Genomic DNA, 26,508 nt, shown 5'->3' with positions numbered 1-26,508 from the left:
CCACAGAACGATAAAGCAACCGGGCAACAATGTCTCCACACCGTCGTCCCTGCGAAAGCAGGGATCCAGAACCACGGCAATCAGCTGCGAGAGGAACTGCGGCCGCTCATGGCGTAGCTTCCCGGTCCGTGAAAAGCGATGAGAGCGAGCGCGCCAAGAAGACCGAGGTTCTTCAGGAAATTGATGGTCTGCATCACGACCTGTGCCTCGGGCGCTGCCCAGAAATTGTGAAACATCAACGTCGCAGCGATCGTGAAAAGAAGGAGTACGACGGCCGCCTGGCGCGCGAACAGGCCCAGCACCAGAGCAAGACCACAGCCAAGCTCGACCGTCGTGGCGCCGGCCGCAAGAACGGCACCGATGCCGTCGGCCGCGCCGAGGCGTGCAGCGGTCGCCGGGAATGCCAGCAGCTTTCCGATGCCGCTGTAGAGGAACAGGGGTGCGATCGCCAGGCGAGCAAACAGCAGCACCCAGGAATCGGAAAGCCGGGCGGCGTTATCACCCGCTGCAATGTGAGTAGAACTGGACACAGATGTCTCCCTTGGTGTTGATGTCTTCAATCATCATTCTGCCGGTGCAGCATCGACCGCGGCGGCCCGGGCCGCGGGGACGAGGCCGAGCGAGCCGATCGCGAATGCGCCGACGATCGCGGCGCCGCCGATCACCCAGAACACGATGTCGGGACCGCCGGTCGTCTGCTGCAACAATCCGATCACGTAGGGACCCAGGATCGCGCCGACCCGGCCGACGCCCAGTTCCATGCCGACGCCGCTGGCGCGCAGCAGGGTTTCGTAGGAGCCGGCAGTGAAATTGTTGAGCACGTGCTGGGCGCCGATGATGCAGAAGCCGGCGACGGCGACGATCGCGAGGTTGACGCCGTGACCGCTGACGAACACCAGCGCCAGCACCGCAATGCCGCCGGTCAGCCACCATGTGGCGAGGTAACGCGGCGTCGCCGACAGATTGCGATCGGCCAGCATCGCCAGCGCGAGCCCGCCGACGAACGACATCGCCTGCATAAGCGCGCCGAAACCGAACGAGGCCGCGAAGCTCTCGCCGCGCTTCTGCATGACGGTCGGGATCCAGCCGGTCAGTCCGAAGATCGCGAACAGGCTCAGGAACGCCGTGATCCAGATCGTGAGGGAGACGCGCCGATAGCGCGGACCGAGCAACGCCGCGATCGGGTTTGGCAAGCTGCTCGCATCGGCCGAGACAAGGCTCGCGCCACGATAGACTGCGGCCCGCTCGGGTCGCAGCCGCGCGAGCAGCGCACGCAGTTCGTCGACGCGGCGCCGCGCCGCCAGGAATTGCGGGCTCTCGGGCAGCACCGCGTGAGCCACGAAGGTCAGCGGGATCGACAGCGCGCCGAGATAGTAGAGGATCTGCCATCCGTGATGAGGCGTCAGGTAGACGCCGACCAGCCCGGCGCAGACGCCGCCGAGCGACCAGCCCAGGGTCACGCCCCACAGCGAGAATGCGTTGCTGACGCGGCGCGGCGCCAGTTCGTTGACGAAGGTTGTCCCCAGCGGCAGCAGCACGCCGAGACCGAGGCCGGTCGCGAAGCGCAACGCGCAGAAGCTCCAGAAGTCATTGCCAAGAGTTGCTGTCAGCAGCGTGAACACGTTGACGACCCAGAGGCCGGCCAGCAGCGTGCCGCGGCGGCCGACACGGTCGGCGACGGTGCCGTGACCGACCGCGCCGAACAGGAATCCGACCAGGCCCGAGCTCACGAGTAGCCCCGCCTGGCTGGGCGACAGCCCCCAGGGCTGCGCAACATAGTGGATGACATAGGCCGGATTGAACGTGTCATAACCGTCGAACAAAGTGATCAGCGTGACCAGGATGCCGAGGAGCCAGTGCAGCCGGCCGATGGCCGCGCCGGACAGTTCCTCATGCACGTCGATTTCAGGCGAAGTGCTCACGGTCTCCTCCGTTGCAATCGATGATGCGCCCTGCTCTGCGGCAGGCTGGAACGGCGCGTGTCCTAAAGCCGGAACAGCCTGCGGGCATTGTCGCGGCCGATCTTGACCCGATCGCCTTCGGCGATGGTCGCGGTGTCGAACCATTCGGCGGCGTGGTCGATGTTCTCGAACGGCCAGTCGGCCGAGAACAGGATGCGGTCGGCGCCGATCTCGAGCATCGCGTCGATCAGCACCTGGGTGCGGAAATTGCCCGACGTCGTGATGTAGAAATTGTCCCGGAAGTAGTCGGCGATCTTGCGCCTGGCCGGATAGACGTTCTGCGCGCGCATCCACTTGTTGTGGTTGTCGATCCGCCACATCGAATACGGCAGGCCTTCGCCCATGTGACCGAGAATGATCTGCAGGCGCGGATAGGCATCGAACAGGCCCGAGCCCATCAGGCGCAGGGCATGCACCGCGGTCTCCTGGCCGAACGCCCAGGTCGGCCCCATCAGCCAGCGATGGCCCTCGTAGATCGCGGCATCCCTAGGCAGCGGGTTGCGCGGATGGAGATAGAACGGAACGTCGAGGCGCTCGACCTCGGACCAGAACGGCCAGAACTCCCTGCGATCGTAGTAGACGGCGCCGTCCTGGCCCGCGACCTCGCTGAAGCCGTTGACGAGCGCGCCGCGGAATTTCAACGCACTCACACAGCGCTCGAGTTCCTGCGCCGCCGCCTCGGGATCCTGCATCGGCAGCGCGGCAAGTCCCTGGAAGCGCTGCGGCCGCAGCGCGACCTGATCGGCGAGGAAATCATTGGCGCGACGCGACAGCTCCAGCGCGCGGTTGCGGTCAGGGATCGCCTGGATCGCCGGCGCATTGAGCGACAGCAGCATCGTCTCGATGCCGTGCGCGTCCATCTCGGCAAGCCGCCGCTCCTGGATGTCGAGCAGCCGCGCCTTGAGCTCGGTCCAGTCGTCGGCCGGCGAGAAGCCCGCGCTGTCGCGGACCGTCTCCTCGATGGCGAAGTGCTCCTCCAGCGCGATCTTGCCCTGCATTGGCGTCGTCCCTTCCGGCTCGTGGCTCGTTTCGGTGTTGACAGAGCAAAGCATCCGGCGCAAATAATTGTCAATGGAAAAGTTGCATATGCAAATTATTGACATGCAATTGTTGTCGATGCGACGACCGGCGGCTATTCCGGGCGGAGATCTCCCGCCTGGAACCAAGCCCATGTACCGATTTTCGAATTCGCTTCCCTATCTGCTCGCCAGGCTCGGCGTGCGGATGGGCGATTTGTTCGTCCGCGTCATCCGTCACGAGAAGCTGACGCTGCCGATGTACCGCGTGCTTGCCGCGCTGTCCGAGCAGGGACATCCGCTGCGGCTCGGCGAAATTGCCGAGCTGACGTCGGCCGACGTCTCGACGCTGTCGCGCATCGTCGCAGATATGAGCCGCGCCGGCCTGCTCACCCGCGACCGGCCGGAAAACGACCAGCGCAGCCTGCAGGTCGCGCTGACGCCTGATGGCGCAGAGCTGGCGTCCCGGCTGATGCCGATCGCGCAGCACTACGAGGAAGTCGCGACCGGCGCGATGTCGGCGAAGGAGGCGGCGGAGCTCAAGCGGGTGCTCGTCCAGCTCTACGGCAATCTCGACCGGCTCGAGCACGAGGTCGAGGCCGGCCTGATCAAGGTGCCCGCGCCGGCAGCGTCGAAAGAGATGCGCGAGCCGAAATCCGACCCGAGAGGCAGCGCCGGGCAGCGGCGCAAGACACCGAGGAAATAGAACCGAACGTCAGGGAGAGAACATGCGCAGGGATCCGATCATCGTTGCAGGCGGCGGCATCGGTGGACTTGCCGCGGCGATCGCGCTGGCACGCAGGGGTTTTCAGGTCACCGTTCTGGAGCGCGCGCCGCGCTATCAGGAGATCGGCGCCGGGATCCAGCTGGGCCCGAACGCTTTTCACGCCTTCGATCATCTCGATCTCGGCGATGCCGCGCGCTCCATTGCGGTGTTCATCGACCAGTTGCGCCTGATGGACGCCATCTCGGCCGAGGAGATCACCAGCATCGACCTGACCAGCTATTTCCGCCGACGCTTTGGCAATCCCTACGCGGTGGTTCATCGCGGCGACCTGCACGGCATCCTGCTGCGGGCCTGCGAGGCTCACCCCGGCATCGCGCTGCGCAGCGATTGCGATGTCACGGGCTATGACCAGAGCGGTGACGAGGTCACAGCACAGTTGAAATCCGGCGAGCGCGTCAGAGGCTGCCTCTTGATCGGCGCCGACGGGCTGCGGTCCCGCATCCGCCAGCAGGCAATCAACGACGGCCCGCCGCGGATCGCCGGCCACACAACGTATCGATCGGTGATTCCGACCGAGCAGATGCCGGAAGATCTCCGGTGGAATGCGGCGACCCTGTGGGCCGGTGCGAAATGCCATCTGGTGCACTACCCGCTTTCGGGCTGGAAGGTCTTCAACCTCGCCATCACATGCCACAACGACCCGTCCGAAGCCTTTGCCGCCAGGCCGGTCAGCCACGAGGAGGTGCTTGAGGGTTTCCGGGACGTCCATCCCCGCGCGAAGGCGATCATTCACCACGGCAAGGACTGGAAGGCGTGGGTGACCTGCGATCGCGAGCCCACCGACCGCTGGGTTGACGGACGCGTGGTACTGCTCGGCGATGCCGCGCATCCGATGCTGCAGTATTTCGCGCAAGGCGCCTGCATGGCGCTGGAGGACGCGGTCTGGCTGGCCGACCTGCTTGGCGAGATGCCCGACAGGTTCGAGGACGCGCTGGAGAAATACCGGCAGGTTCGGCTGATACGAACGGCGCGGGTCCAGCTTCAGGCCCGGGAGCTCGGCACCCACGTCTATCATCCCGCCGGCGTGCACGCGCTGCTGCGCAACGAGCTCATTCGCGCGACCAGTCTCGAGAGGTTCTGCGACAATCTCGCCTGGCTCTACGACTCGCCCTTCCCCGGGCGGCCGCGCGCTGCGGCGTGAAGATCTAGCCGAGCCCGCTGATATCGGCCACCAGCACGGAGCCGGTCACCGACTCCGTGATGTACAGCCGGTCGCGCTTCTCGCCGCCGATTGCGACATTGGTGCAGCTCTGGCCGGCGCAGGACTTGATCCGCGCGATGCACTCGCCGTTCGGTGCGAACACGAAGACATGACCGAGCGAGGCGTGCGCGACGAACAGCCGCCCCGCTTTGTCCATCGTCATGCCGTCGGGCCCGCTCGGGCCGAACAGGGAGCAGAAGCGGCCGACCTTGGAGACGCTGCCGTCCTTCATGAACGGTGCGCGCCAGACCGCATTGTCGCGGGTCATGGCGACGAACAGCACCGCCTCGTGCGGATCGAGCACCAGGCCGTTGGGACTGATGCCGGTATCGATCAGGCAATCGAGCTGCCCGTTGGTCCTCAGGCGATAGACGCGGCCGGTCGGATCGTGCAGGCCGGTCTGGCCCTGGTCGGTGAAATAGACGTCACCGTTCGACGCGATGTGCAGATCGTTGCAGCCGCGGAACGATTCCGAATTGCGCGAGCGCAGCAGCGGCGTGACCTTGCCAGCCTTGGCGTCGAGCTCCATCAGCCCGTACCGGTAGTCGGCGATCAGGATGCGCCCGGTGCGATCGATCTTCAGCCCGTTCGGCCAGCCGTCATATTCGGCGATCAGGGACCAGGTCTTGTCAGGCGCGATCCTGAAGATGCGCCCGAACGGAATGTCGACGATGTGGAGGTTGCCGGAGGCATCGAACGATGGTCCCTCGATGAAGCAATCGGTCGGCGCGCCCGGCCGGTTGGCATCGGCCCATTCGGTCGCCACCTTGCGGCGGAATTCGGCGGGAACGGCGGAAAAGATCTCGGTCGGGATCAGTTTGGGCGGCGTTTCCAGATACATCATTTCTTGATTCACCCGTTGGCGGAACGGATGGACCATAGGAGGTTCTCACCGTCATTGCGAGGAGCGCCGGCGACGAGGCAATCCATTCTCACCGCCCGCATGGACGAATGGATCGTTTCGCTTCGCTCGCAATGACGCGGATAGACCTCGGCTCGTCCCGCGTCTTACTCCGCCGCCTGCGCGCCGCCATACGCTTCCGATATCATGTAGCCCGATAGCGTGCCGTAGGCCGCGGTCCAGGCGGCGGCGACGTCGGGCGTCCAGGCGTCGCCGAGCCCCGTCTCCAGAGTCCAGAGCAGCGCGCCGCCGACCACGGGATAGTGCTCGGGCCTGGCGCCGTAGTCGACGTGGCGCTTGGCGAGCGCGCTGGCGGCAGGAAGGATCGACGGCAGGTTGCTCAGCCCGTTGACGACAACGGCGAGCGTGGCCATCAGCTTTCTGCGCTGCTCGCTCATGTCAGCGGGGAACATCGCCTTGACCGCGGGCGCGACCTCGAATAGGCGGTCGTAGAAGATCACCGCGGCCTGCTCCGAGATCGGCGCGACCTTGGCAAAGGACTCCTGGACGAGCTTGACCTGGTCGGGTGTCATGTGTGCCTCCATGCACGCTGCTGCCCTCGCCGCGTCGCTGCGACGAGCTCGACCGGCCATGACGAGCCGTAGGCCGCCCCGGTCTGGCGGCGCCGCAAAATCGGATGAGGTGGTCTCGAGGGACGACGACTGGCTCGGCAAGAGCTATTCAAGCATCGTGCCAAGCTGCCAGAGCACAAAACCGGATTGAGTCATAAAGCCTTGCGCAACCTGCCGCAGCGCGTGCGACGATGGCGTGCGCCCGCAAAATTTGCGGTACGCTCAATTCCTGTGCGGCGCACAGGAATTGAGCATTCGCTCTGGATGACGTTCAGGCGTCCTCGGTCGCCTTGGTCCCGAGCGGCGCCGGCGCCAATCCGCCACCCGGCTTGACGTGGAATTCGTAGGTCATCAGGTGCCAAGGGCCGTCCGCCGGCTTGCCGTCCGGCATCACCGGATCGGTGCGCTTCTCGACCCTTGCGATCAGCTCATCCTTCACGCCGAACACGACGTCCGAGTCGATGTACTTGTCGCCCTCGACGAAGACATGCGTGATCAGCGGTTCATAGCCCCTGGCATTGACCAGGAAGTGCACATGCGCGGGCCGCATCGGGTGACGGTTGGTCTGCATGATCATCTGCCCGACCGGCCCATCGGTCGGGATCGGATAGCTGCACGGCACGATGGTGCGGAAATGGAAGCGGCCATCGGCATCAGTGACAAAGCGGGCGCGCGAGGACGGGCCGTCGGTGGCGTAGCTCGGGCGCTGTGAATCGTAGAAGCCATCCTGATCCGCATGCCAGACATCGACCGGAACGCCGGCCAATGGCTTGCCGCCGAGGTCGGTGACACGGCTCTGCACGAACATGCGCTCGCCCGACAGATCGGCGGAAATATCGCTGCCGTGCGGCGTCACCTTGTGCTCGCCGACATAGAATGGGCCGAGCACCGTGGTCTCGGTCGCGCCATCGCGGTCGCGGTGATTGACTGCATCGACCAGCATCGACACGCCGAGCACGTCGGAGAGCAGGATGAACTCCTGGCGGATGTCGGTGCATTTCTGGCCGGTGCGGGTGAGGAAGCCGATCGCGGTATCCCATTCCTCGAAGCTGAGATCCGTCTTGCGCACATAGTCGTGCAGCGACTTCACCAGTTCCTGCAGCAGGAACCTGGCCCGCGAATTGGGCGTCTGCTCGAAGCTCTTGATCACGGCGGCGGTGAGCTCGGTGTCGTTGAACTGGGTCATCTGGGGCGTTTCCGTTGTGGCGCTCTGAGGCGCGATTGCAGGGCCCAGCCTACACCAGCGCTCATGTGCGGTTAAGCTCCGGAAAGTTGGTGCCAGGGACACTTTTCGGCTATCAAATCCTCCCTCGCCAGCCGGAGAACAGCCGATGTTAGCCCCCACCCCTGCCTCGCCCGAATCCGCGGGAATGTCGACCGCGGCCCTCGCCCGCCTCGAAGCGCATCTGAAGACCCGCTACATCGACGCCGGCCGCTTTCCCGGGACGCAGGTCCTGATCTATCGCCGCGGCAAGATCGTCCACTCGGCGGTGCAGGGCTTTGCCGATCTCGAGCGCAAGGTGCCGGTCAAGGACGACACCATCTTCCGCATCTATTCGATGACCAAGCCGATCACGTCGGTTGCCTTCATGATGCTGGTCGAGGAAGGCCGCGTCGCGATCGACGAGCCGGTCGCCAAATACATTCCGGAATGGAAGAATCTCGGCGTGTTCGCCGCCGGCACCGCGCCGGCCTTCCTGACCAGGCCACCGACCCGGCCGATGCTGATCGTCGACCTGTTGCGGCACACCTCGGGCCTCACTTACGGCTTTCAGCAACGCTCCAATGTCGATGCTGCCTATCGCGAAAAGAAGATCGGCGAAGTCATCAAGGCCGGCACGCTGGACAGCATGATCGAGGATCTGGCCAAGATCCCGCTCGAGTTCTCGCCGGGAGAGGCCTGGAATTACTCGGTCTCGACCGACGTGCTCGGCTACCTCGTCGGCAAGATCTCGGGCATGCCGTTCGAGCAGTTTCTGAAAGAGCGCATCTTCACGCCGCTCGGCATGAACGACACCGGCTTCTTCGTGCCGCCAGACAAGGTGCATCGCTTCGCCGCCTGCTATTCGGCCGATCCGCAGGGCGGCTTCAATCCGCTCGCCGCCGACCGCAAGGGCACGCTGACCTTGCAGGACGATCCGACGACGAGCTCGTTCCTGTCGCCACCCTCGCTGATCTCGGGCGGCGGCGGGCTGTGCTCCACTGCGGCCGACTACCTCACCTTCTGCCGGGCGCTGCTCAACGGCGGCGAGCTCGGCGGTGTCCGCCTGCTCGGACCGAAAACGCTGAAGCTGATGACCTCGAACCACCTGCCCGGCGGCGTCGACCTGCCGGCGATGTCGCGCTCGATGTTCAGTGAGGCGACCTACAACGGCATCGGTTTCGGGCTCGGCTTCGCCGTCACGATGCACCCATCGCAGACGATGATCGCCGGCAGCCCGGGCGAGTTCAACTGGGGCGGCGCGGCGACGACGTCGTTCTTCATCGATCCAGCCGAGGAGCTGATCACGATCTTCATGACCCAGGTGCTGCCGTCGAGCGCCTATCCGTTGCGGCGCGAGCTGCGCACGATGGTCTACGCGGCGATCAGCGAAAGCAATCTCTGACGCAACGCAATTCCGCGGCGCACGCGCGCGCCGCGGAACGTTCTCCAACAGCAATTTGCGTGGCGGATTTTCCCGCCTCTCCCAAGCTTGCAACGAATGGGCGTTGACCCGGGGCCTTCGTGCCAAAACTGACACTGCCAGTCCGTCTCGCGCTGCTGGTCGCGGGGACGATGTTGCCGCTGATCGTTTTCGCTGTCGGCATCGTCTTCCACAATTACGGGCAGGACCGCAAGGCTGCAACCCTGCGCGTGCTCGAGACCACGCGCAACGTCCGTCTCGTGCTCGACGCCGAGTTGCAGCGCATGACCGGCGGCCTGCAGGTGCTGGCGCTGACCAACTCGCTGCGCAACGGCGACTTCGACAACTTCCGCCGCATCGCACGCGGCTTCCTCGACCAGTATGGCAAGGACGGCGTGGTGCTTGTGGCGGATCGCGAGGGACGCCAGCTGTTCTCCTCGATCGCGCCGGAGACCGCGAGCCTGCCGCCGCGCAACAACCTCGAGATCGTCGAGAAGGTGTTTGCGACCAGGCAACCGGTGTACTCGAACCTGTTCATGGGAGCGGTGAAGAAGAGCCTGATCATCACCGTCGAAGTGCCGGTCACACGCAACGGCGAGGCGATTTACGACATCTCGTTCAGCCCGCCGATCGAGATGTTCCAGGCCATCATCGAGAAGCAGCGGCTGAACCAGGACTGGACCATCTCCATCTTCGACGGCGACGGCGTCAACCTGGCGCGTGTCCCAAATCCGCAGGATACAATCGGCAAGCGGGCGGCGCCGTCGCTCTATGCCGAGATGTTCCGCCGTGACGAGGCCACGCTGCCGACCGTGTCGCTCGAGGGCGTCCCGCTGATCACGAGCTTCACGCGCTCGCGCGTCACCGGCTGGACGGTCGCCGCTGGAATCGCCGAAGGCTCGCTGGTGGCGCCGCTCTGGCGTACGCTTGCGATCACCAGCGCGATCGGCGGGGTGCTGCTCCTGATCGGCCTCGCCTTCGCGGTCCGGATGGCGACGACGATCGCGCGCGGCGAAATGCTGCACGATCTCCTGATCGAGGAGCTCAACCACCGTGTCAAGAACACGCTCGCGCTGCTGCAATCGATCGCCACGCAGACCTTCCGCAACGCCAGCCGCGCCGAACGCGAGAAATTCGAGGGGCGGCTCGGCGCGCTCGCCGAGGCGCACAACCTGCTCAGCACGGACAAATGGCAGGGTTCCGATTTCCAGGATGTGGTCGGCCGCGTGCTGCGGCCGTATCTCATGAACAATCCCGAGCGGGTCAGGATGTTCGGCCCGCGCGTGCCGCTGTCGCCGCGGCTTGCCGTCGTGCTGTCGATGATCCTGCACGAGATCGCGACCAACGCGGCCAAATATGGCGCACTGTCGAACGAGACCGGCACGGTGACGCTGGACTGGGAGGTCCGCGACGAGACCTCGGGCCGGATGCTGAAGATGATCTGGACCGAGGCCGGAGGGCCGCAGGTCACGGCGCCGGTCCAGCGCGGCTTCGGCTCGCGCCTGATCGAGCGCAGCGCCCGCGACCAGCTCGGCGGCGCGGCCACGGTCGATTTCCTGCCCTACGGCGTCGTCTGCACGCTGACCTGTGCGCTCGAAAGCGACGGCTGAGGCGAGCGGAATTCCGCCGCAACTGGAATGGCTTGGCAGGGCCCCGCACCGGCGTCACAGATCCGCGCGACCGGTGGACGGCGTGAGAGACCATGCGACATTCTGGCACGCAAGTTGCTACGATAACGCCGGTTCGGGCCGACCAATCAGGGGGAAATCATGTCGACCATCGCAGCGGTTGCAACCGAGACACGCAAGCCGCTTTACACGTCGCTGTTCGTTCAGGTGCTGATCGCGCTGCTGCTCGGCATCGTGATCGGCGTCGCCGCGCCGGATTTCGCGATCGGGCTGAAGATTTTCAGCGACGCCTTCCTGAAGCTGATCTCGATGATCGTCGCGCCGATCGTGTTCTGCGTGGTGGTGCACGGCATCGCCGGCGCCGGCGACCTCAAGAAGGTCGGGCGCGTCGGCGTCAAGGCGCTGGTCTATTTCGAGGTGATGACGACGGTCGCGCTCGTGGTCGGCCTGTTGCTCGCCTACCTGTTCGGGCCCGGCCACGGCATGAACATCGACACCTCGACGCTCGATGCCAAGGCACTCTCCAGTTACGCCGGCAATGCGCAGAAGCTGAAGGGCGAAGGCATCGGCAGCTTCCTGCTCAACATCATCCCGACCACCTCGTTCGACGCGCTGTCGCGCAACGACGTGCTGCAGGTGCTGTTCTTCGCCATCATCTTCGGCACCAGCCTGGCGCTGGTCGGCGGCGAGAAGGGCGAGAAGATCACCTCCTTCATCGACGCGGTCTCGACCGTGCTGTTCCGCGCGATGGGCCTGATCGTGCGCGTCGCCCCGATCGGCGTGCTCGGCGCGGTCGCCTACACCGTCGGCAAATACGGCGTCGGCTCGCTGAAGCAACTGCTGTCGCTGGTCGCGCTGTTCTATCTCTCGGTCGCGATCTTCGTGCTCGGCGTGCTCGGCCTGGTGATGTCGCTGGCCGGTATCAACATCCTCAAATTCCTCGGCTACCTGCGCGAGGAATTGACGATTGTGCTTGCGACCGCCTCATCCGACGCCGTGCTGCCGCAGATCATGCGCAAGCTCGAAGCCCTCGGCGTCAAGAAGTCCGTCGTGGGCCTCGTGATTCCGACCGGCTATTCGTTCAACCTCGACGCCTTCTCGATCTATCTGACGCTGGCGGTCGTGTTCATCGCGCAGGCGACCAACACGCCGTTGTCGTTCGGCGACCTGCTGCTGGTGCTCGGCGTATCCCTGATCACCTCGAAAGGCGCGCATGGCGTGCCCGGCTCGGCGATCGTCATCCTGGCAGCGACGCTCAATGCGGTGCCGAGCATTCCCGCGATCGGCCTCGTGCTGGTGCTTTCGGTCGACTGGTTCATCGGCATGGCGCGCGCGGTCGGCAACCTGATCGGCAACTGCGTCGCCACCGTCGTGGTCGCGGCCTGGGAGGGCGATCTGGACCGTGACAAGGCAAGGCGCGTGCTCGACGGCGCCGAAGCGGTGGATGTGACCGCAGGCTGAGCCCCTGCTCGGGCAAGGCGGGGCGTGTCAGTCGTACAAGACAACGCGCCTCGACGATCGAGCATTTCTGTGGAGCTTCTCCCTCGCGCAAGCGCGGAATGCGTTCGCGCGGAGATCACGCTCGAACAACGAGCCAAATCGCGATGACGATTTCAGACATCATCGCGCCGATGTCTGGCGGGGAGCGTCTACTTGATGAGCCGCAGATAGGGCGGCAACCGCCTGACCGGCTCCGGTGCCGGCTCGGCCGACGCCATCATGTCGCACAAGGCCTTCAGTTCGGAATCGGTTACCTTGTGGAGCTCCATGCGAAGCTCGAGGATTGCGAGTGACAGCAGTCGCGCAGTTTCGTCGTTGGCCCGGTCGAGCACGATCGCCTGACATTCCTCGAGGGTCGCAAGTAGCGACAGCAGCCGTTCTTCCGTACTCGCGACAGGCATATCTTCCACTCCCGAAGCAGCGAGGTAGAGTCGAGGCATTCCCCTCTTTCGCTTCATTGGCCCCTCCTGCCAGAACGCGCCGGCCGTTGTTCAGGCGCGCGCATGTTCAAGAACTTTCAGGCAATTGTCCAGCAACATTCGGAAAGCCTGAGTTGTACTTACGCCAAGCTTTTGCGGAGTCCCACCCGCCCGGGCGGCCCCCTCGATTTCAGCCACACTAGCAGGGGTTGCATCCAAATTTAGATGCCCGTAAGATGGTTTTGCGCCCGTAGAAATACGGGATCGCGTTGCTGCCGGTAAGCATGTGCGCAAAATCTGTGGCGATCAAACTCGCCGTAGTTGTGGTTCGGTCAATATTTTGCCAAATGTGGAAGGCGGGGTGCCGAGAGACACCTTGGCGCGATCGACTTTAGGTAGTCGGGCACGTCGGTATCAGGATGCTTCCGCTGCGCACAATGCGCTTGGATATCATCCCGCGATCTTCTTGGATTTTCGTAGTTCTCGCGATGAACTTACGGTCCACATGAACTTAACGCGGTACATCATGGGCGAATCCCTGACCTATCCGGGCCAGGGATTCCTGATTGAAGGACGGTCACCAGAATGAACAGATCAGCAGCAAAGAAGATGAAGCAGCGCAGTGCCGGCAAGCCGGACATCGAATTGGGCAAGCGCATTCGGCTGCGGCGCGTGGAGCAGAAGATCTCCCAGGCCGAACTCGGCGACAAGCTCGGCGTCAGCTTCCAGCAGGTTCAGAAGTACGAGAAGGGTGTCAACCGGGTCGGCGCCGCCCGCCTTCAGCAGATCGCAACCGCGCTCGACGTGCCGGTCACCTTCTTCTACGACGGTGACAACAAGGCCCGCGAGGTCGAGAGCCTGCTGTTCCTCGACAGCGCGTTCAGCCTGCGGTTGCTGCGCGCCTACGCCAAGATCAAGGATCAGACCGTTCAGCGTCAGCTGGTCTCGCTGATGGAGTCGATCGCCGCCAACGAAGACTGAGCGGCGCCACGCGTCGGATCGCGGCACCGCGAACGCGACTGACCGGTATTGGGCGGATCGACCGGCAACGGGCACCGTGACATGCGGTGCACCGGTCCGGACCGCAAGGATATCAAGCGCTGCCATCGCAGATGGCGGCGCTTTTTCTTTGTGGCGTTTGGCTGTTTAGAGTAGTTGCGAACCAAAACGCCCGTTACCGCGACATATCCAAAGGGTCCGATCGGGCACCGGCGACGCATGCGCGTTGCGGCCGGGTCGTGCGCAGCAACCGGAACTTAATCTCCACGCAACGCTCTTCGGCTAGACCTTCACGTCGCCATTCCGTCCCGGCCGACAGGCCATGCATCCAAATCCAACACCTGCGCTGCACGCGCCCTGCGGGGAAACGCAAAATGCAAAGAGCGACACTCGTTGCCATGGCCGCATTGCTCGCGGCAGCACCTGCGTTCGGCCAAAGCACGGGCGCATCCGGCCCGGCCGCGGCGCCTCTGCCCCATCACACTTCGCCTGCACCGGCCCCTGGAGCCGCAGCGCCGTCTCTGGCAAAGCCTGCCACACCCGCCTCCACGGCCGCACCCGCCTCCACGCCGGAATCGCGGTCGGCCGCGGCCCTCGCCCTGTCGCACGAACCGACCTACGACCAGGGCACCGCACAGCGCATTCGCGAGGCGGCGCAGAGCTATGCCGATCTGGCCGTGCGCGGCGGTTGGCCGACGATCCCGGCGGACGCGAAATTCGCGTTGGGCCTCCAGGGCAGCAATGACGAGCTCCTGCGCAAGCGCCTGATCATCACCGGCGACCTCGCTGCCTCCCTCGCCACCGGGGCCTATGACGAGGCGCTGGCCGAGGCCGTGAAGCGCTTCCAGACCAGGCACGGCCTCGCGGCCACCGGCACGGTGACGCCGCGCACGCTGGCGGCGCTCAACGTTCCCGTCCAGAAGCGCATCAAGCAGCTCGAGGCCTCGCTGGAGCGGTTGGCCCAGATGGATTTCCAGTTCGGGCAGCGCTACGTGATCGTCAACATTCCCGCAACCTTCGCCGAGGCTGTCGAGGACGACAAGGTGGTGCGGCGCTATCGTGTGATCGTCGGCAAGACCGAGAAGCCTTCGCCGACGCTGACGTCCGAGATCACCGACGTCATTGTCAACCCGACCTGGACGGTGCCGTCGTCGATCACCAGGACGGAGATCACGGCGCACATGCGCAAGGATCCGACCTACCTGTCGCGCATGCACATGGATGTGCTCGACTCCCACGATAACCCGATCGATCCGCATTCGGTCGACTGGTCGCGTGACCACGCGCCTGATGTCACGGTGCGGCAGCAGAGCGGCACGTGGAACGCGCTCGGAGCGGTCAAGATCGAGATGCCGAACTCCTATTCGGTCTACATGCACGACACCAACCAGCGCAGCCTGTTCAGCGACGACTATCGCTTCGACTCGCATGGTTGCTCGCGTGTCGACAACGTCCGCGACCTCGCCGCCTGGCTGCTCAAGGACCAGCCGCAATGGACTCGCACCGCGATCGACGCTGCGATCGCAACCGGGCAGCGTCAGGACATCCGGATGCTGAAGAAGGTGCCGGTCGCCTGGGTCTATCTCACGGCATGGATGACGCGTGACCAGACCATCCAGTTTCGCAACGACATCTACGACCAGGACCAGCAGCTGCTGGAAGCCACCGCCGAGGAAGCCGCCTTCTTCAACAAGGCCGCCGAACATCCGCTGACCGCGCATCTCGGGCAGTAGACGCGATCGCTTCGCCATTCTGTCGCGCGGCCAATTGTCGCCAGAAGCGATCTTCAGAACTCCGCATTTCCTGCGTTGAACCGGGGTCCGTCACGCCACGTGCACGGGCCCGTCTTTTTGTCGCAGCAACCACGCGACTGCTTGGACGTTTTCAGACTTCAACCAGGAGAACTCGATGAATATCAAGCTTGCCCTTATCGGACTGGCCGCCTTGGGAGGCGCAGCGGTGATGTCCGGCGCCGCCGCGGCGATGCCGAACGGTCTGCCGCTGGCCGGACACGTCACGGGCGACACGTCCGATATCGCGCAGGTGCGCTACGTCTGCGATCCCTTCGGCAATTGCCGCTGGCGTCCGGGCGCGTACGGCGCGTATGGCTACTACGGACCGCGTCATCATGGCTGGCATCACCGTCCACACTACCAGCAGCGCCATTACTATCAGGGGCCGCACCATCATGGCGGACATCATGGTGGCGGGCATCATGGTGGACACCACCGCTGAAGGACGATCATGGCGATCAGCGAGGGGGCTTCGGCCCCCTCATCTCGCTACAGCGCCGCCAGCACCGCCCTGGTGACATCGGCGGTGCCGTTGCTGCCGCCGAACTCGAACGGCTTGATGCCATCGGCATAGACCTTGTCCACCGCGCGCTCGATGCGTTGACCGGCCTCGGTGGCACTGTCCAGGCCGTGCTTGTCGGCGAGCCAGTCCAGCATCATTGCGGTCGAGAGTATCATCGCGGTCGGATTCGCCTTGCCCTGCCCCATGATGTCGGGCGCGGTGCCGTGGCATGGCTGGAACACCGCATAGCGGTCGCCGATGTCGGCCGACGGCGCCATCCCCATGCCGCCGATCAGGCCGGCGGTGAGGTCGGACAGGATGTCGCCGAACATGTTCTCGGTCACCATGACGTCGAAGTCCCACGGGCGCTTCACCAGCGCAGCCGCGGCGGCGTCGATATAGAGGTGATCGGCCTTGACGCCGGAATGGCGCGTTGCCGTCTCGTCGAAGATCGCACGGAAGAACGCAAAGGCCTTGAACACGTTGGCCTTGTCGACGCAGGTCAGCCCGCCGCCCGCGCGGCCGCGCGCCTTGCGGCGTTCGGCGAGCCGGAACGAGAATTCGAACAAGCGCTCCGAGGTGTGCCGCGTGATCACCATGGTCTCGCGCGCCTCGCTGTCGGTGACGACGCCCTTGCCCATCGAAGCGAACAGGCCCTCGGTGGATTCCCTGATGACGACGAGGTCGATGCCCTTCTGGTCGGCGCCGACAATGGAGCTCGGCACGCCGGGAATCAGCCGCGCCGGACGGACGCCGGCATAGAGATCGAAAATCATGCGCAATTCGATCTGCGGCGCGATTTCGGTGTTGTCGGGGTAGCGCACCGACGGCAGGCCGCAGGCGCCGAGCAGGATCGCGTCGGCTTCCTCGCACAGCCGGATCGTGCTCTCCGGCATCGACTTGCCGGTTTCCTTGTAATGGCCCGCGCCGGCCGGCGCCTCGGTGAAGCGGAATCTGAGATCGGTCGTCGCCTCGATCCTGCGCAGCACTTCGAGCGCCGGCGCCATCACCTCGGGGCCGATGCCGTCGCCGCCGAGGACGGCGATGTGAAGGGCGTTGTTGGCGGACATGGGGATCTCCGAATGTCAAAAAGTCATTCCGGGTCGATGCGCTGGCATCGAACCCGGAATCTCGAGATTCCGGGTTCGCTTCGCGCCCCGGAATGACAAAAACATAGGTTACGGCGTCAGCACGGCGCGCCCGACGAGCTGGCCCTTCTGCAAATTGACCAGCGCCTCGTTCGCCTTGGCCAGAGGCATCGGAGTGACCGGAATTGCCGGAATCTTCTTTTCGCGCACGAGATCGAGCAGCTCCTGCGTCTCGCGCAGATTGCCGACATAGCTGCCCTGGATGGTGACGGCCTTGATCGGGATCAGCGGCAGCGCCCAGGTTGCGCCGCCGCCGAACAGGCCGACGATCACGAGCTTGCCGCCCTTGGTCAGGCAGTCGAAGCCGAGCTGCGAGGTCTGCGCATTGCCGACGAGATCGATCGCGGCGCGGATCGGCTGGCCGGCCTTCTTCATCAGCTGCTCCAGCGCATCCGGCGCCTTGCCATCGACGGTCGCGAGCGCACCGGCGGCTTCAGCGGCTTCGCGCTTCCTGGCGTCGATATCGACGACGATGGCGCCCTTGCCGCCCATCGCTTTCAAGAGCGACAGCGCCATCAGGCCGAGGCCGCCGGCGCCGAAGATCACGATCGGGGTGGCAAAATCCTTCTCGACCTTCTTCAGCGCACTGTAGGTGGTGACACCGGAGCAGGCGTACGGCGCCGCGGTGACCGGATCGAGCCCTTTCAGGTTCAGCAGGTACTTCGGATGCGGCACCGTCATGTGATCGGCGTAGCCGCCGTCGCAGTAGACGCCGAGTGCATTCGGCTTGATCGCGCACATGTTCTCGTCGCCGGCAAGACAGGTCGGGCATTTGCCGCAGCCGAGCCAAGGATAGGCCAGCGCAACGTCGCCGGCCTTGAGACCGGCCTTGTCGGCCTCCGTCACGTCGGGCCCGAACGCCACCACCTCGCCGACCGTCTCGTGCCCCATCGTGCGTGGCAGCGACACGCCGCGGTCCTTCAGCGACAGCGGCTTGCGGCCATGACCGAGATCGTAGCCGCCCTCCCAGATGTGCAGGTCGCTGTGACAGACGCCGGCGGCCTTGACCCTGATCAGCACCTGGGTGCCGGACGGCTGCGGCGTCGGATGATCGACTTCCTTCAGCGGTGCGTTGAAATCGACAACCTGGAAACTCTTCATCGCTGTTCTCCCGAAAGCCTTGTTCTTGCGGCCGACCTTGCCACGCCCGCCCGCCCGGGACAAACACTCATGATGGCCGTTTCGAGTGAACGGCCATGCAATTCGCTCCGGTATTCAGATCAGCGGATGATGGCACGCCACGAGCTGGCCGGGTGCGAGCGGATGCAGCTCCGGCACCTCGCTGGCGCAGCGCGTATCCGCCCGTGGGCAGCGGGTGCGGAAGCGGCAGCCCGAAGGCGGCGCGATCGGTGACGGCGGCTCGCCCGTCGGCACGCTCTCGGTCGGCTTCATGTCGGGATCGGGCACCGGGATCGCCTCGATCAGGAGCGCGGTATAGGGATGCGCCGGTCTCGCAAACAGCTGCTCGGACGGGCCGACCTCGCAGAGCCGGCCGAGATACATCACGGCGACACGGTCGCTCACCGCCTTCACCACCGCAAGATCATGGGCGATGAACAACAGCGTCAGGCCGTAGCGCGTTTTCATCTCCTCCAGCAGGTTGAGAATTTGCGCACGGATCGACACGTCGAGCGCGGACACCGGCTCATCACAGACGACGAACTCGGGATTGAGCACCAGCGCGCGCGCAATGCAGACGCGCTGGCACTGCCCGCCGGAGAATTCATGCGGCAGGCGGCCGGCCACCAGCGTCGGGTCGAGGCCGACCGCCGACAGCACGTCGTGAACGCGCTGCCTGCGCTCGGCGGGATCCTTGACGCCGGCGATCACCAGCGGCTCGGCGACGATATCGCCGATCCGCCGCCGCGGATTGAGCGAGGCGATCGGGTCCTGGAAGATCAGTTGCACGCGCTGGCGCATCCTGCGCAGCGCTTCGCCTTGCATGGCCGTGAGGTCGTGGCCGTCGAACAGCACCTTGCCAGACTCCGCCCGGCGCAATTGCAGCACGGCGCGGCCGAGCGTGGACTTTCCGCAGCCGGATTCGCCGACCAGACCCAAGGTCTCGCCTCGCTCGACCTCGAGGCTCACGCCGGAAACCGCATGAACGGTCTTGCCGCCGACTGAATACTCGACCACGAGGTTGTCGACCTTCAGCAGCGGATCGGGAGATGGCAGCAACATCATGCCCTCCCGCTCGCGGTCGTCTCGATCGGATGGAAGCAGGCGTACAGATGCTCCGCCGTCTCCGCCCTGCTCAGGACCGGTTTGTCAGTGTTGCAGCGGCCGGCCGCATAGCGGCAGCGCGGCGCGAATGAGCAGCCCTTGAGCGGCCGGGTCGGATCGGGCGGCCGCCCGGAGATTGCCGGCAGCGGCGTATGCGGCGCGGCGTCGAGCTTGGGCAGCGCGGCGAGCAGCGCCTCGGTATAGGGCATCCGCATCTGCTTGAACAACGCCGGCGTCGGGGCGCGCTCGACCACGCGTCCGGCGTACATCACCGCGACCTCGTCGGTGCGGCCGGCCACCACGCCGAGATCATGCGTGATGATGATCATCGCCATGTGGCGGCGGCGCTGCTCTCGCGCCAGGAGATCGAGGATCTGGGCCTGGATCGTGACGTCGAGTGCGGTGGTCGGCTCGTCCGCGATCAGGAGCTTCGGCTCGCAGGACAGCGCCACTGCGATCGCCACGCGTTGGCGCATGCCGCCGGAAAGCTGGTGCGGATATTGCGCGAGCCGCTGCTCGGGCGCCGGAATGCCGACTGCCGCCAGCAGTTCGACGCTGCGCTTCCTGGCTTCCGCCAGATCGAGCGCGAGATGCTCCTGGATGGTCTCGATCAGCTGCGTGCCGATGGTCAGCACCGGATTGAGCGAGGTCATCGGGTCCTGGAACACGACCGCAAGCGAGCGACCGCGCAGCTTGCGCAATTTCTCCGGCGACAGCCTTGTGAGATCCTGTCCGTCGAACATCACCCGTCCGGACAGCCGGGCCTTTTTCGGCAACAGCTGCAGGATAGCCCGCGACAGCATCGTCTTGCCGCAGCCGGATTCGCCGACGATGCCGAGCGTGCGGCCGGCATCGACGGTCAGATCGACATGGTCGACGGCACGCAGATTGCCCCGCGGGGTCGGCAGCTCGACCAGCGCATCTTCCACCGAAAGCAGGACGCCGCTCACAGCGCACCCTGCCTGGGATCGGTCAGCGCGCGGATGGTGTCGCCCACGAGGTTGAAGGCGAGCACGGTCAGGAACATCGCGGCCGCCGGGAGGAAGGCAAGGCGCGGAGCGACGTCGAGGCTCTCGCGTCCCTCCCCGATCATGCTGCCCCAGCTCGAGATCGGCGGCGGCACGCCGAGGCCGAGGAAGGACAGCGCGCCCTCCGCCACGATGGTGACAGCGACGCCGAGCAGGAAGAAGGCGAGCAGCGGCAGCAGCACATTCGGCAGCAGCTCGCGCAGCAGGATGCGCGTGTGGGTTGCGCCGAGCGCCTGTGCGGCGATGACGAATTCGCGCCGCGCCAGCGACAGCGTTGCGGCGCGCGCCACCCGCATGAAGGCGGGAATGCCGAGCACGCCGAGGATGCAGGTCAGGTTGAAGATCGACTGGCCGAGATAGGCAGTCACCGCCAGCGCCAGGATCAGCGGCGGGAATGCCAGCAGCACGTCCATGCTGCCGACCACCAGCGACTCGAATCGGCCGCGGAAATAGCCCGCCAGCATGCCGAGCGCGCCGCCGACGACGACGCCGATCACCGGGCCGCAGAGGCCGACGATCAGCGAGATCCGCGCACCGTAGATCAGCCGCGCCAGTTCGTCGCGGCCGAGGCCGTCGGTGCCGAGCCAATGCTCGACAGAGATCGGTCCGCGCCGCTCCAGCATGTCCATGTCGGTCGGAGACGGCAGAGGCAGCAGGTCGGCGAAGATGGCGACCGCGAACACCAGCGCCATCCAGCCGATCGCGATCCAGAACAGCACGCCCAGCCGGCCTGCACGCCGCACCGGTGCCGAGCCGGCCTCTTCCGCGAGGTTGAGCTCAAGCGTGGCCATGGCGGATCCTTGGGTCGAGGACGGCGTAGAGCATGTCGACGATGAAATTCATGATCACGAATCCCGCGGCAACCAGCAGCACCACGCCCTGCAGGATGATGAGATCGCGGGTGTAGATCGCGCCGACCAGGAGACGGCCGATCCCCGGCAGCGCGAAGATCGTCTCGACGATGACCGCGCCACCGATCAGGCGGCCGATATTGATTCCGGTGATGGTGACGAGCGTCAGCGACGATGGTTTCAACGCATGCACGAACAGGATGCGCGATGGCTTCAGGCCCTTGGCCTTGGCGAGCGCGATGTAGTCCTCCTGCAGGGCCGCGATCATGTCGGAGCGCAGCACCCGCATGATGCCCGGCCATTCCGCCAGCGCCAGCGTCAGCGCCGGCAACACCATGAAGCGAAGGTTGGCGATCGGATCCTCGGCGATCGGCACATAGCCGGTCGCAGGCAGCCAGTGCAGCTCGACCGCGAACAGGTAGATCAGCAGGATCGCGGACAGGAAGGTCGGCACCGACAGCATGCCGAAGGCCGAGCTGGTCACGAAGCGATCGAAGGCGCTTCCGGCCTTCGCCGCGCAGGCGATCGCGAGCGGCACGCCGATCGCGAGCCCGATCAGCTCGGCAAGCATCATCAGTTCGAACGAGACCGGGATGCGTTCGCTGACGGCGTCCAGCACGGTCTGCCCGGTGCGGAAGGACCGTCCGAAATCGCCCTGCAGGATGTGCCAGAGCCAGCCGAAGTAGCGCAGCCAGATCGGCTCATCGAGCCCCATGTCATGACGAAGTGCCGCGACCTTCTCGGGCGTCGCCTGGTCGCCGAGGATCACGTAGGCGAGATCACCAGGCAACAGGGACGCGATCACGAAGGTCAGGATCGAGACCGCGATCAGCACCGGTACGATGTACAGGAGCTTTCGCGCGACGAAGAACAGCATGAAACGCTATTCCTTCCAGGCGGCGGAAACGTCCAGCACTCCGTTGAACATCTTCGGCACACCCTTCACCTTGGCGTTCGAGATGGAGTAGTAGGTGTTCTGGAAGGTCCAGAACCAGATCGCCTCCTTGTTGATCAGGCGGCTGATCGCGCAGTAATCCTCGGTGCGCTTGGCCACGTCGGCGGTCGTCCGCGCATGCTCCAGCAGATGATCCAGTTCGGGATTGGAGTAGTTGGCCAGCGCCACCGGGCTGCCGGTGTGGAAGTTCGCGTACATCTGCGGGTCGGGATCGGCCAGATCGACGATGCGCCAGGGCGTCAGCTGGAACTGGCGCATGAAGGCGCGCGGTACGATGGTGGCCTGGTCGACCTGCTCGATCTCCATATTGGCGCCGACCCGCTTCCAGACCTGCTGCAGGACCTGGCCGACGGTGCGTCCGCGCGGCGTCGCCGACACGATCATCTTGAAGTCGACCGGCTTGCCGTAGTCCTTGATCAGCGCCTTGGCCTTTTCGGCATCCTCCGGCAGCGCGCCGTCGTCCTTGCACTTGACCCAGGAGCCGTCGCCGTAGGGATTGGTGGCGGGCCGCGCCAGGCCGTTGGTGATCGCCTGCGAGATCTTCTTGCGGTCGAGCGCCATCACCAGCGCCTGACGCACGCGAACGTCGTCGAACGGCGGGGTCTTGGTGTTGAAGGCATAGACCTGCGCGCCCGAGCCGGCATAGCTGTTGACCGAGAGGTTCGGGTCCTTCTTCGCCTTCATGATGTTGTCGGCGTCGTATTCGTCGTCCCAGATCACATCGGCCTCGCCCGATTGCAGGCTGGCGAAACGCGACTGCGCATCCGGCAGCGGCTTGAGGATGATGCGATCGAGATAGGGCTTGCCCTTGTCCCAGTAGTCCGGATTTTTCTCCAGCACCATGCGGTCGCCGGCGGTCCACGATTTCAGGATGTAGGGACCTGTGCCGACCGGATTGCGGTTGTAGTCGTCGCCCTTGGTCTTCCAGGCGGTCGGCGACTGCATCACGTTGTTGGAGCTTTGAATGGTCTGCGTTGCGGGGAAGTTCACCGACGGGTCGCTGAAATTGTAGACCACGGTGAGATCGTCAGTGGTCTGCACACTGATGATGCTCGTGATGTAGAAGGCGCAGCGGCACTTGTTGTTGGGATCCTTCTGGCGGTCGAAGTTCTCCTTCACCGCCTGCGCATTGAACGGCGTGCCGTCGTGGAATTTGACGCCGGGCCGCAGCTTGATGGTCCAGGTCTTGAAGTCGTCGGAGTGGGACCACGACAGCGCAAGCTTCGGCTGCACCTCCCCCTTGTCGTCGAGCGTGGTCAGCGTATCGAAGATCGCGGCCGCGGCGGTGTTGGCCGAAGTGTCGTAGACGCCCACCTTGAGCGGATCGAAGCCGGGAATATCCAGCTCCTGGCCGACAGTCAGTGTACCGCCCTGCTTCTGCGCGCTGGCCGGCATCGCCGACGCCGCCACACCAAATCCCGCAACAAGAAATAAACGCGCAAGCGCATATGCGCGGTTGACCGGCCTCATCGATGTTCCCTCCAGCTGCGCGACGTCCGGTGTTCCGGATCGTGTGGCGGGGGAGATTGTCCGGAATCGCCGCGCACGGCAAGACCGTAAGAAGGATGAAAGGCGGCAGGGCTAGCCGCGCGCAGATTTCGGCGCCTGCGCCGAGAAGCGCGCAATCTCATCCGCGGAAAGGCCGATCTCCTTGAGGTAGGACAGCGTGTGCTGGCCGAGCGTCGACATCCGCGGGGCGGCTGCGACCCTCGCGCCGGACATCCGGAACGGCAAATTGAGCACCTTGAAGCTGCCGCCGCCGTCCTCGACCTCGGCCAGCGCGCCGCGATGCGCGATCTGCGGGTCGGCGAGCGCCTCGCGCACGGTGCGGTAGGCCGACGACGGCACGCCCTGCTCGTTGAGCGCGGCAAGGCCGGCTTCCGTAGAGATCGCGCGCGACCAGCCTTCGACGCCATCCATCAGGCCGGCCCAGTTCTCCCGCCGGTCGGCATATTTCGCAAATCGCGGGTCGGCAATCCATTCGGGACGGCCGATCACCTGCATCAGGCTCTGGAACGTCTTCTCGCTCGCGATCGCCACCATCACGTAGCCGTCGATGGTCCCGATCGGGCCGAACATCGGGCGCTGCGGCGGCGACACCTCGAATTGCGACCATTGCACCTCGTTGAGGGTCAGGCTCAGCATCGATTCCAGCATCGAGACATCGATGTGCTGTCCCTTGCCGCTTGCACTGCGCTGATAGAGCGCGGCGGAGATCGCACCGAACGCGTAGACACCGGTCAGCACGTCGGCATGGTAGATGCCGCAATAGTCTGGCCGGCTGCGGCCCGGCTGATAGGCCAGATGCGCCATCTCGTAGCCCGAGGCGGCATGGATGACCGGCGCATAGGCCGGCAATTCCGCCGACGGGCCGGTCTGGCCGTAGCCGGAGATCGAGCAGTAGACCAGCTTCGGATTGATGTCGCTGATGGAGGCGTAGTCGAGCCTGAGCCGCCGCATCACGCCGGGACGAAAATTCTCGACCAGCACGTCGGCGGTCGCGATCAGCCGACGTACCGCCTCGACACCCTCGGCGGACTTCAGGTCGAGCACGAGACTTTGCTTGCCGACATTGAGCTGGCCGAAGGCCGTCGAGCAGCCGTTGCGCAACGGCGGGCGGGTGCGCATCGTCTCGCCCTCGGCTGTCTCGATCTTGATCACCTCCGCGCCCATGTCGGCCAGCATCCGCGTGCAATGAGGTCCGGCGATCGTGGTCGAAAAATCGAGCACGCGAAGGCCGTCGAAGCTTCGTGGCAAATTCCCCTCAGCGTTTTCAGCTAGTGTTCTTTCCAAGGCTCCCTCCACGCACGGTTTCCAGATCGCTTGGCGCCGCGCGACCCTAAAGTGGGCCGGGCCGACAGGAAAGCGTCTCGTCCAGACCAGGCCGCGGGCCGTCTTGCATTTTACTCAAGAGCAAACTGGACCCGATCTTGCATAGCCCCTTTCATGGGCTGGAACGAGGGCGCTTGTTGAAGGTCTTGTTCGTCACGACGGAGATGGACGATTTCGTCCGCGTGGGCGGGCTCGCCGCCGTTTCCGCCGCGCTTCCCCGGGCACTCCGCCCATGGAGCGACGTCAGGATCATCCTTCCCGGCTACCGGGACGTCGTCGAACAGTTCACACATATTGAAATCGTTGGGCAATGCCCTCGGCTCGCCGAGATGCCGGCTTGCACGCTCGGCCGCGCATCGACCAAGGATGGCCTGCCCGTCTATGTCCTGCTGTGCCCGCAACTCTACGATCGCCCGGGCAATCCCTATGGTGACGAGTCCGGCCGCGACTGGCCGGACAACGATATCCGCTTCGGCCGTTTCGCCTCCGCAGCTGCCGAACTTGCAGCCGGCTCCTTGGACAAGAATTGGGCAGCAGACCTCGTTCACGCCAATGACTGGCAGGCGGCGCTGACACCGGCATACCTCGCCTGGCGCGATACGCGGATCCCCTCGATCCTGACGATCCACAATCTTGCCTATCAGGGCCTGTTTCCCAGGGACTCGCTGCGGCGGATCGGCGCGCCGGAAAGCTCCTTCCACATCGACGGGCTGGAATTCTACGACCAGCTGTCCTTCCTCAAGGGCGGCCTCGTCTACGCCTCGCATCTGACCACGGTGAGCACCACCTATGCCAGGGAGATCACCACGGCCGAGCTTGGCTGCGGGCTCGAGGGCCTGCTGCGGATCCGCTCCGACGCCGACCAGCTCACGGGCATATTGAACGGCATCGACGAGAGCTGGGATCCGCGCTTCTGCGCGCAGCTTGCAAAGCCGTTCGGCGCCGGCGACTGGAAAGGCAAGCAGGCCAATGCCGATTACGTTCGGCGGCAGTTCGGCCTGGCCGTTTCCCGCGGGCCGATCTTCGGCCTGGTGGCCAGGCTCGTGCATCAGAAGGGCGTCGACCTCGTGTTGTCGGCGGCCGACGAGATCATCAAGGCGGGCGGCCAGATCGTCGTCACCGGCAGCGGCGAGCCTGCGATCGAGGACGCGCTGGTCGCCGCGCACCGGCGCCGGCCTGACGCGATCGGTGTCGTGATCGGCTTCAACGACGCGCAGGCGCGCCGCATCTTTGCCGGCAGCGATTTCACCCTGATGCCGTCGCGGTTCGAGCCCTGCGGACTTAGCCAGATGTATGCGCAGCGCTTCGGCTCGCTACCGATCGGTCATCAGACCGGCGGTCTTGCCGAGACGATTACCGACGGCGAGACCGGCTTCCTGTTCCCGCAGCCGTCAGCAGAATCCTTCCTCGGCGGCGTCAGGCGCGCGTTCGACACCTACCGCGCCAAGGACCGCCTCAATGCGATGCGCTCCAGCGCAATGGCCAAGTCCTACAGCTGGGACCTGTCGGCGGCCTGCTACGGCACGCTCTACAAGAAGCTGATCATGCCGCAAGCTGCGGCGTAGCGC

At 65.0% G+C, this 26,508-nt stretch carries 24 protein-coding genes; 9 read left to right on the top strand and 15 right to left on the bottom strand.

What is annotated here, in order from left to right; all coding sequences use genetic code 11:
• Nucleotides 1-80: 80 nt before the first annotated feature.
• The 3 genes from JQ586_RS10920 to JQ586_RS10910 all read right to left on the bottom strand — a co-directional run bounded on the left by JQ586_RS10920 (nucleotide 81) and on the right by JQ586_RS10910 (nucleotide 2,959).
• Nucleotides 81-560, bottom strand: a complete 480-nt coding sequence (locus tag JQ586_RS10920) for a DoxX family protein (protein ID WP_212394537.1) — start codon at nucleotides 558-560, stop codon at nucleotides 81-83.
• A gap of 3 nt (nucleotides 561-563) precedes the next feature.
• A complete protein-coding gene (locus JQ586_RS10915) occupies nucleotides 564-1,922 on the bottom strand; it encodes an MFS transporter (RefSeq protein ID WP_212394536.1) in 1,359 nt (452 codons plus the stop codon).
• Between the two features lie 62 nt (nucleotides 1,923-1,984).
• Nucleotides 1,985-2,959 (bottom strand): amidohydrolase family protein, encoded by a 975-nt coding sequence (locus tag JQ586_RS10910; protein ID WP_212394535.1) that lies wholly within the window; start codon nucleotides 2,957-2,959, stop codon nucleotides 1,985-1,987.
• A gap of 172 nt (nucleotides 2,960-3,131) precedes the next feature.
• On the opposite strand from JQ586_RS10910, the gene JQ586_RS10905 reads away from it, so the two are divergent.
• A complete protein-coding gene (locus JQ586_RS10905) occupies nucleotides 3,132-3,683 on the top strand; it encodes a MarR family winged helix-turn-helix transcriptional regulator (RefSeq protein ID WP_212394534.1) in 552 nt (183 codons plus the stop codon).
• A 22-nt stretch (nucleotides 3,684-3,705) separates the two neighbouring features.
• Nucleotides 3,706-4,905, top strand: coding sequence for a 3-hydroxybenzoate 6-monooxygenase (locus JQ586_RS10900; RefSeq protein WP_212394533.1), 1,200 nt, complete (start codon nucleotides 3,706-3,708; stop codon nucleotides 4,903-4,905).
• Between the two features lie 4 nt (nucleotides 4,906-4,909).
• Here the strand turns inward: JQ586_RS10900 and JQ586_RS10895 are convergent, their stop codons facing one another.
• The 3 genes from JQ586_RS10895 to JQ586_RS10885 form a co-directional block, all read right to left on the bottom strand.
• Nucleotides 4,910-5,809 carry an SMP-30/gluconolactonase/LRE family protein gene (locus tag JQ586_RS10895; RefSeq protein ID WP_212394532.1) on the bottom strand — a complete coding sequence of 300 codons (900 nt, stop codon included), beginning with the start codon at nucleotides 5,807-5,809 and terminating at the stop codon, nucleotides 4,910-4,912.
• Nucleotides 5,810-5,973: 164 nt separating this feature from the next.
• The gene (locus JQ586_RS10890; protein ID WP_212394531.1) at nucleotides 5,974-6,399 is read right to left on the bottom strand and encodes a globin family protein; all 426 of its coding nucleotides are present in this window, start codon (nucleotides 6,397-6,399) and stop codon (nucleotides 5,974-5,976) included.
• Between the two features lie 310 nt (nucleotides 6,400-6,709).
• Nucleotides 6,710-7,624 (bottom strand): dioxygenase, encoded by a 915-nt coding sequence (locus JQ586_RS10885; RefSeq protein WP_212394530.1) that lies wholly within the window; start codon nucleotides 7,622-7,624, stop codon nucleotides 6,710-6,712.
• Nucleotides 7,625-7,769: 145 nt separating this feature from the next.
• Here JQ586_RS10885 and JQ586_RS10880 point away from each other — a divergent pair, with 145 nt between their 5' ends.
• From JQ586_RS10880 to JQ586_RS10870, 3 genes are all read left to right on the top strand, one after another.
• Nucleotides 7,770-9,044: a serine hydrolase gene (locus JQ586_RS10880; RefSeq protein ID WP_212394529.1), complete on the top strand. Its 1,275-nt coding sequence runs from the start codon at nucleotides 7,770-7,772 to the stop codon at nucleotides 9,042-9,044.
• A gap of 170 nt (nucleotides 9,045-9,214) precedes the next feature.
• A complete protein-coding gene (locus tag JQ586_RS10875; RefSeq protein WP_249147475.1) occupies nucleotides 9,215-10,672 on the top strand; it encodes a sensor histidine kinase in 1,458 nt (485 codons plus the stop codon).
• 159 nt (nucleotides 10,673-10,831) lie between these two features.
• Nucleotides 10,832-12,151 (top strand): dicarboxylate/amino acid:cation symporter, encoded by a 1,320-nt coding sequence (locus JQ586_RS10870; RefSeq protein WP_212394527.1) that lies wholly within the window; start codon nucleotides 10,832-10,834, stop codon nucleotides 12,149-12,151.
• 188 nt (nucleotides 12,152-12,339) lie between these two features.
• On the opposite strand, the gene JQ586_RS10865 is transcribed toward JQ586_RS10870, so the two are convergent.
• A complete protein-coding gene (locus tag JQ586_RS10865; protein WP_212394526.1) occupies nucleotides 12,340-12,591 on the bottom strand; it encodes a hypothetical protein in 252 nt (83 codons plus the stop codon).
• Nucleotides 12,592-13,194: 603 nt separating this feature from the next.
• On the opposite strand from JQ586_RS10865, the gene JQ586_RS10860 reads away from it, so the two are divergent.
• The 3 genes from JQ586_RS10860 to JQ586_RS10850 all read left to right on the top strand — a co-directional run bounded on the left by JQ586_RS10860 (nucleotide 13,195) and on the right by JQ586_RS10850 (nucleotide 15,843).
• Nucleotides 13,195-13,590, top strand: coding sequence for a helix-turn-helix domain-containing protein (locus JQ586_RS10860; protein ID WP_212394525.1), 396 nt, complete (start codon nucleotides 13,195-13,197; stop codon nucleotides 13,588-13,590).
• 392 nt (nucleotides 13,591-13,982) lie between these two features.
• The gene (locus tag JQ586_RS10855) at nucleotides 13,983-15,341 is read left to right on the top strand and encodes a murein L,D-transpeptidase (RefSeq protein ID WP_212394524.1); all 1,359 of its coding nucleotides are present in this window, start codon (nucleotides 13,983-13,985) and stop codon (nucleotides 15,339-15,341) included.
• A 175-nt stretch (nucleotides 15,342-15,516) separates the two neighbouring features.
• On the top strand, nucleotides 15,517-15,843 hold the full coding sequence (locus tag JQ586_RS10850; RefSeq protein ID WP_212394523.1) for a hypothetical protein: 327 nt from the start codon (nucleotides 15,517-15,519) through the stop codon (nucleotides 15,841-15,843).
• 47 nt (nucleotides 15,844-15,890) lie between these two features.
• On the opposite strand, the gene JQ586_RS10845 is transcribed toward JQ586_RS10850, so the two are convergent.
• The 8 genes from JQ586_RS10845 to JQ586_RS10810 all read right to left on the bottom strand — a co-directional run bounded on the left by JQ586_RS10845 (nucleotide 15,891) and on the right by JQ586_RS10810 (nucleotide 24,865).
• The gene (locus JQ586_RS10845) at nucleotides 15,891-16,973 is read right to left on the bottom strand and encodes an isocitrate/isopropylmalate dehydrogenase family protein (RefSeq protein WP_212394522.1); all 1,083 of its coding nucleotides are present in this window, start codon (nucleotides 16,971-16,973) and stop codon (nucleotides 15,891-15,893) included.
• Nucleotides 16,974-17,081: 108 nt separating this feature from the next.
• Nucleotides 17,082-18,152: an alcohol dehydrogenase gene (locus JQ586_RS10840; protein WP_212394521.1), complete on the bottom strand. Its 1,071-nt coding sequence runs from the start codon at nucleotides 18,150-18,152 to the stop codon at nucleotides 17,082-17,084.
• Nucleotides 18,153-18,266: 114 nt separating this feature from the next.
• The gene (locus tag JQ586_RS10835; RefSeq protein WP_212394520.1) at nucleotides 18,267-19,235 is read right to left on the bottom strand and encodes an ABC transporter ATP-binding protein; all 969 of its coding nucleotides are present in this window, start codon (nucleotides 19,233-19,235) and stop codon (nucleotides 18,267-18,269) included.
• Entirely contained in the window at nucleotides 19,232-20,224 is a 993-nt protein-coding gene (locus JQ586_RS10830; protein WP_212394519.1) for an ABC transporter ATP-binding protein, read from the bottom strand. Before JQ586_RS10830 ends, JQ586_RS10835 begins: the two co-directional genes overlap by 4 nt.
• On the bottom strand, nucleotides 20,221-21,093 hold the full coding sequence (locus tag JQ586_RS10825) for an ABC transporter permease (protein WP_212394518.1): 873 nt from the start codon (nucleotides 21,091-21,093) through the stop codon (nucleotides 20,221-20,223). The genes JQ586_RS10830 and JQ586_RS10825 overlap by 4 nt, the downstream gene beginning before the upstream one ends.
• Nucleotides 21,080-22,030, bottom strand: a complete 951-nt coding sequence (locus tag JQ586_RS10820; protein WP_212394517.1) for an ABC transporter permease — start codon at nucleotides 22,028-22,030, stop codon at nucleotides 21,080-21,082. The genes JQ586_RS10825 and JQ586_RS10820 overlap by 14 nt, the downstream gene beginning before the upstream one ends.
• Before the next feature lie 6 nt (nucleotides 22,031-22,036).
• Nucleotides 22,037-23,578, bottom strand: a complete 1,542-nt coding sequence (locus JQ586_RS10815; RefSeq protein ID WP_212394516.1) for an ABC transporter substrate-binding protein — start codon at nucleotides 23,576-23,578, stop codon at nucleotides 22,037-22,039.
• Nucleotides 23,579-23,689: 111 nt separating this feature from the next.
• Nucleotides 23,690-24,865, bottom strand: coding sequence for a CaiB/BaiF CoA-transferase family protein (locus tag JQ586_RS10810; protein WP_212394515.1), 1,176 nt, complete (start codon nucleotides 24,863-24,865; stop codon nucleotides 23,690-23,692).
• Between the two features lie 212 nt (nucleotides 24,866-25,077).
• Between JQ586_RS10810 and glgA the strand changes: the two genes are divergently transcribed.
• Nucleotides 25,078-26,505, top strand: a complete 1,428-nt coding sequence (gene glgA, locus JQ586_RS10805) for a glycogen synthase GlgA (RefSeq protein ID WP_212394514.1) — start codon at nucleotides 25,078-25,080, stop codon at nucleotides 26,503-26,505.
• Nucleotides 26,506-26,508: the final 3 nt, after the last annotated feature.

Origin of the sequence: Bradyrhizobium jicamae, assembly GCF_018130215.1 — a bacterium.
In the GTDB taxonomy this organism is placed as follows: domain Bacteria; phylum Pseudomonadota; class Alphaproteobacteria; order Rhizobiales; family Xanthobacteraceae; genus Bradyrhizobium; species Bradyrhizobium jicamae_A.
The sequence above is the reverse complement of the archived record's forward strand: the minus strand, read 5'-3'. Positions and strand labels throughout refer to the sequence as shown.

Coding starts and splice junctions, on each gene's coding strand:
- JQ586_RS10865 (WP_212394526.1), bottom strand. CDS start 12,591: ATGCCTGTCGCGAGTACGGAAGAACGGCTGCTGTCGCTACTTGCGACC.
- JQ586_RS10840 (WP_212394521.1), bottom strand. CDS start 18,152: ATGAAGAGTTTCCAGGTTGTCGATTTCAACGCACCGCTGAAGGAAGTC.
- JQ586_RS10900 (WP_212394533.1), top strand. CDS start 3,706: ATGCGCAGGGATCCGATCATCGTTGCAGGCGGCGGCATCGGTGGACTT.
- JQ586_RS10905 (WP_212394534.1), top strand. CDS start 3,132: ATGTACCGATTTTCGAATTCGCTTCCCTATCTGCTCGCCAGGCTCGGC.
- JQ586_RS10815 (WP_212394516.1), bottom strand. CDS start 23,578: ATGAGGCCGGTCAACCGCGCATATGCGCTTGCGCGTTTATTTCTTGTT.
- JQ586_RS10860 (WP_212394525.1), top strand. CDS start 13,195: ATGAACAGATCAGCAGCAAAGAAGATGAAGCAGCGCAGTGCCGGCAAG.
- JQ586_RS10885 (WP_212394530.1), bottom strand. CDS start 7,624: ATGACCCAGTTCAACGACACCGAGCTCACCGCCGCCGTGATCAAGAGC.
- JQ586_RS10875 (WP_249147475.1), top strand. CDS start 9,215: ATGTTGCCGCTGATCGTTTTCGCTGTCGGCATCGTCTTCCACAATTAC.
- JQ586_RS10845 (WP_212394522.1), bottom strand. CDS start 16,973: ATGTCCGCCAACAACGCCCTTCACATCGCCGTCCTCGGCGGCGACGGC.
- JQ586_RS10835 (WP_212394520.1), bottom strand. CDS start 19,235: ATGATGTTGCTGCCATCTCCCGATCCGCTGCTGAAGGTCGACAACCTC.
- JQ586_RS10880 (WP_212394529.1), top strand. CDS start 7,770: ATGTTAGCCCCCACCCCTGCCTCGCCCGAATCCGCGGGAATGTCGACC.
- JQ586_RS10870 (WP_212394527.1), top strand. CDS start 10,832: ATGTCGACCATCGCAGCGGTTGCAACCGAGACACGCAAGCCGCTTTAC.
- JQ586_RS10850 (WP_212394523.1), top strand. CDS start 15,517: ATGAATATCAAGCTTGCCCTTATCGGACTGGCCGCCTTGGGAGGCGCA.
- JQ586_RS10820 (WP_212394517.1), bottom strand. CDS start 22,030: ATGCTGTTCTTCGTCGCGCGAAAGCTCCTGTACATCGTACCGGTGCTG.
- JQ586_RS10855 (WP_212394524.1), top strand. CDS start 13,983: ATGCAAAGAGCGACACTCGTTGCCATGGCCGCATTGCTCGCGGCAGCA.
- JQ586_RS10910 (WP_212394535.1), bottom strand. CDS start 2,959: ATGCAGGGCAAGATCGCGCTGGAGGAGCACTTCGCCATCGAGGAGACG.
- JQ586_RS10825 (WP_212394518.1), bottom strand. CDS start 21,093: ATGGCCACGCTTGAGCTCAACCTCGCGGAAGAGGCCGGCTCGGCACCG.
- JQ586_RS10890 (WP_212394531.1), bottom strand. CDS start 6,399: ATGACACCCGACCAGGTCAAGCTCGTCCAGGAGTCCTTTGCCAAGGTC.
- JQ586_RS10895 (WP_212394532.1), bottom strand. CDS start 5,809: ATGATGTATCTGGAAACGCCGCCCAAACTGATCCCGACCGAGATCTTT.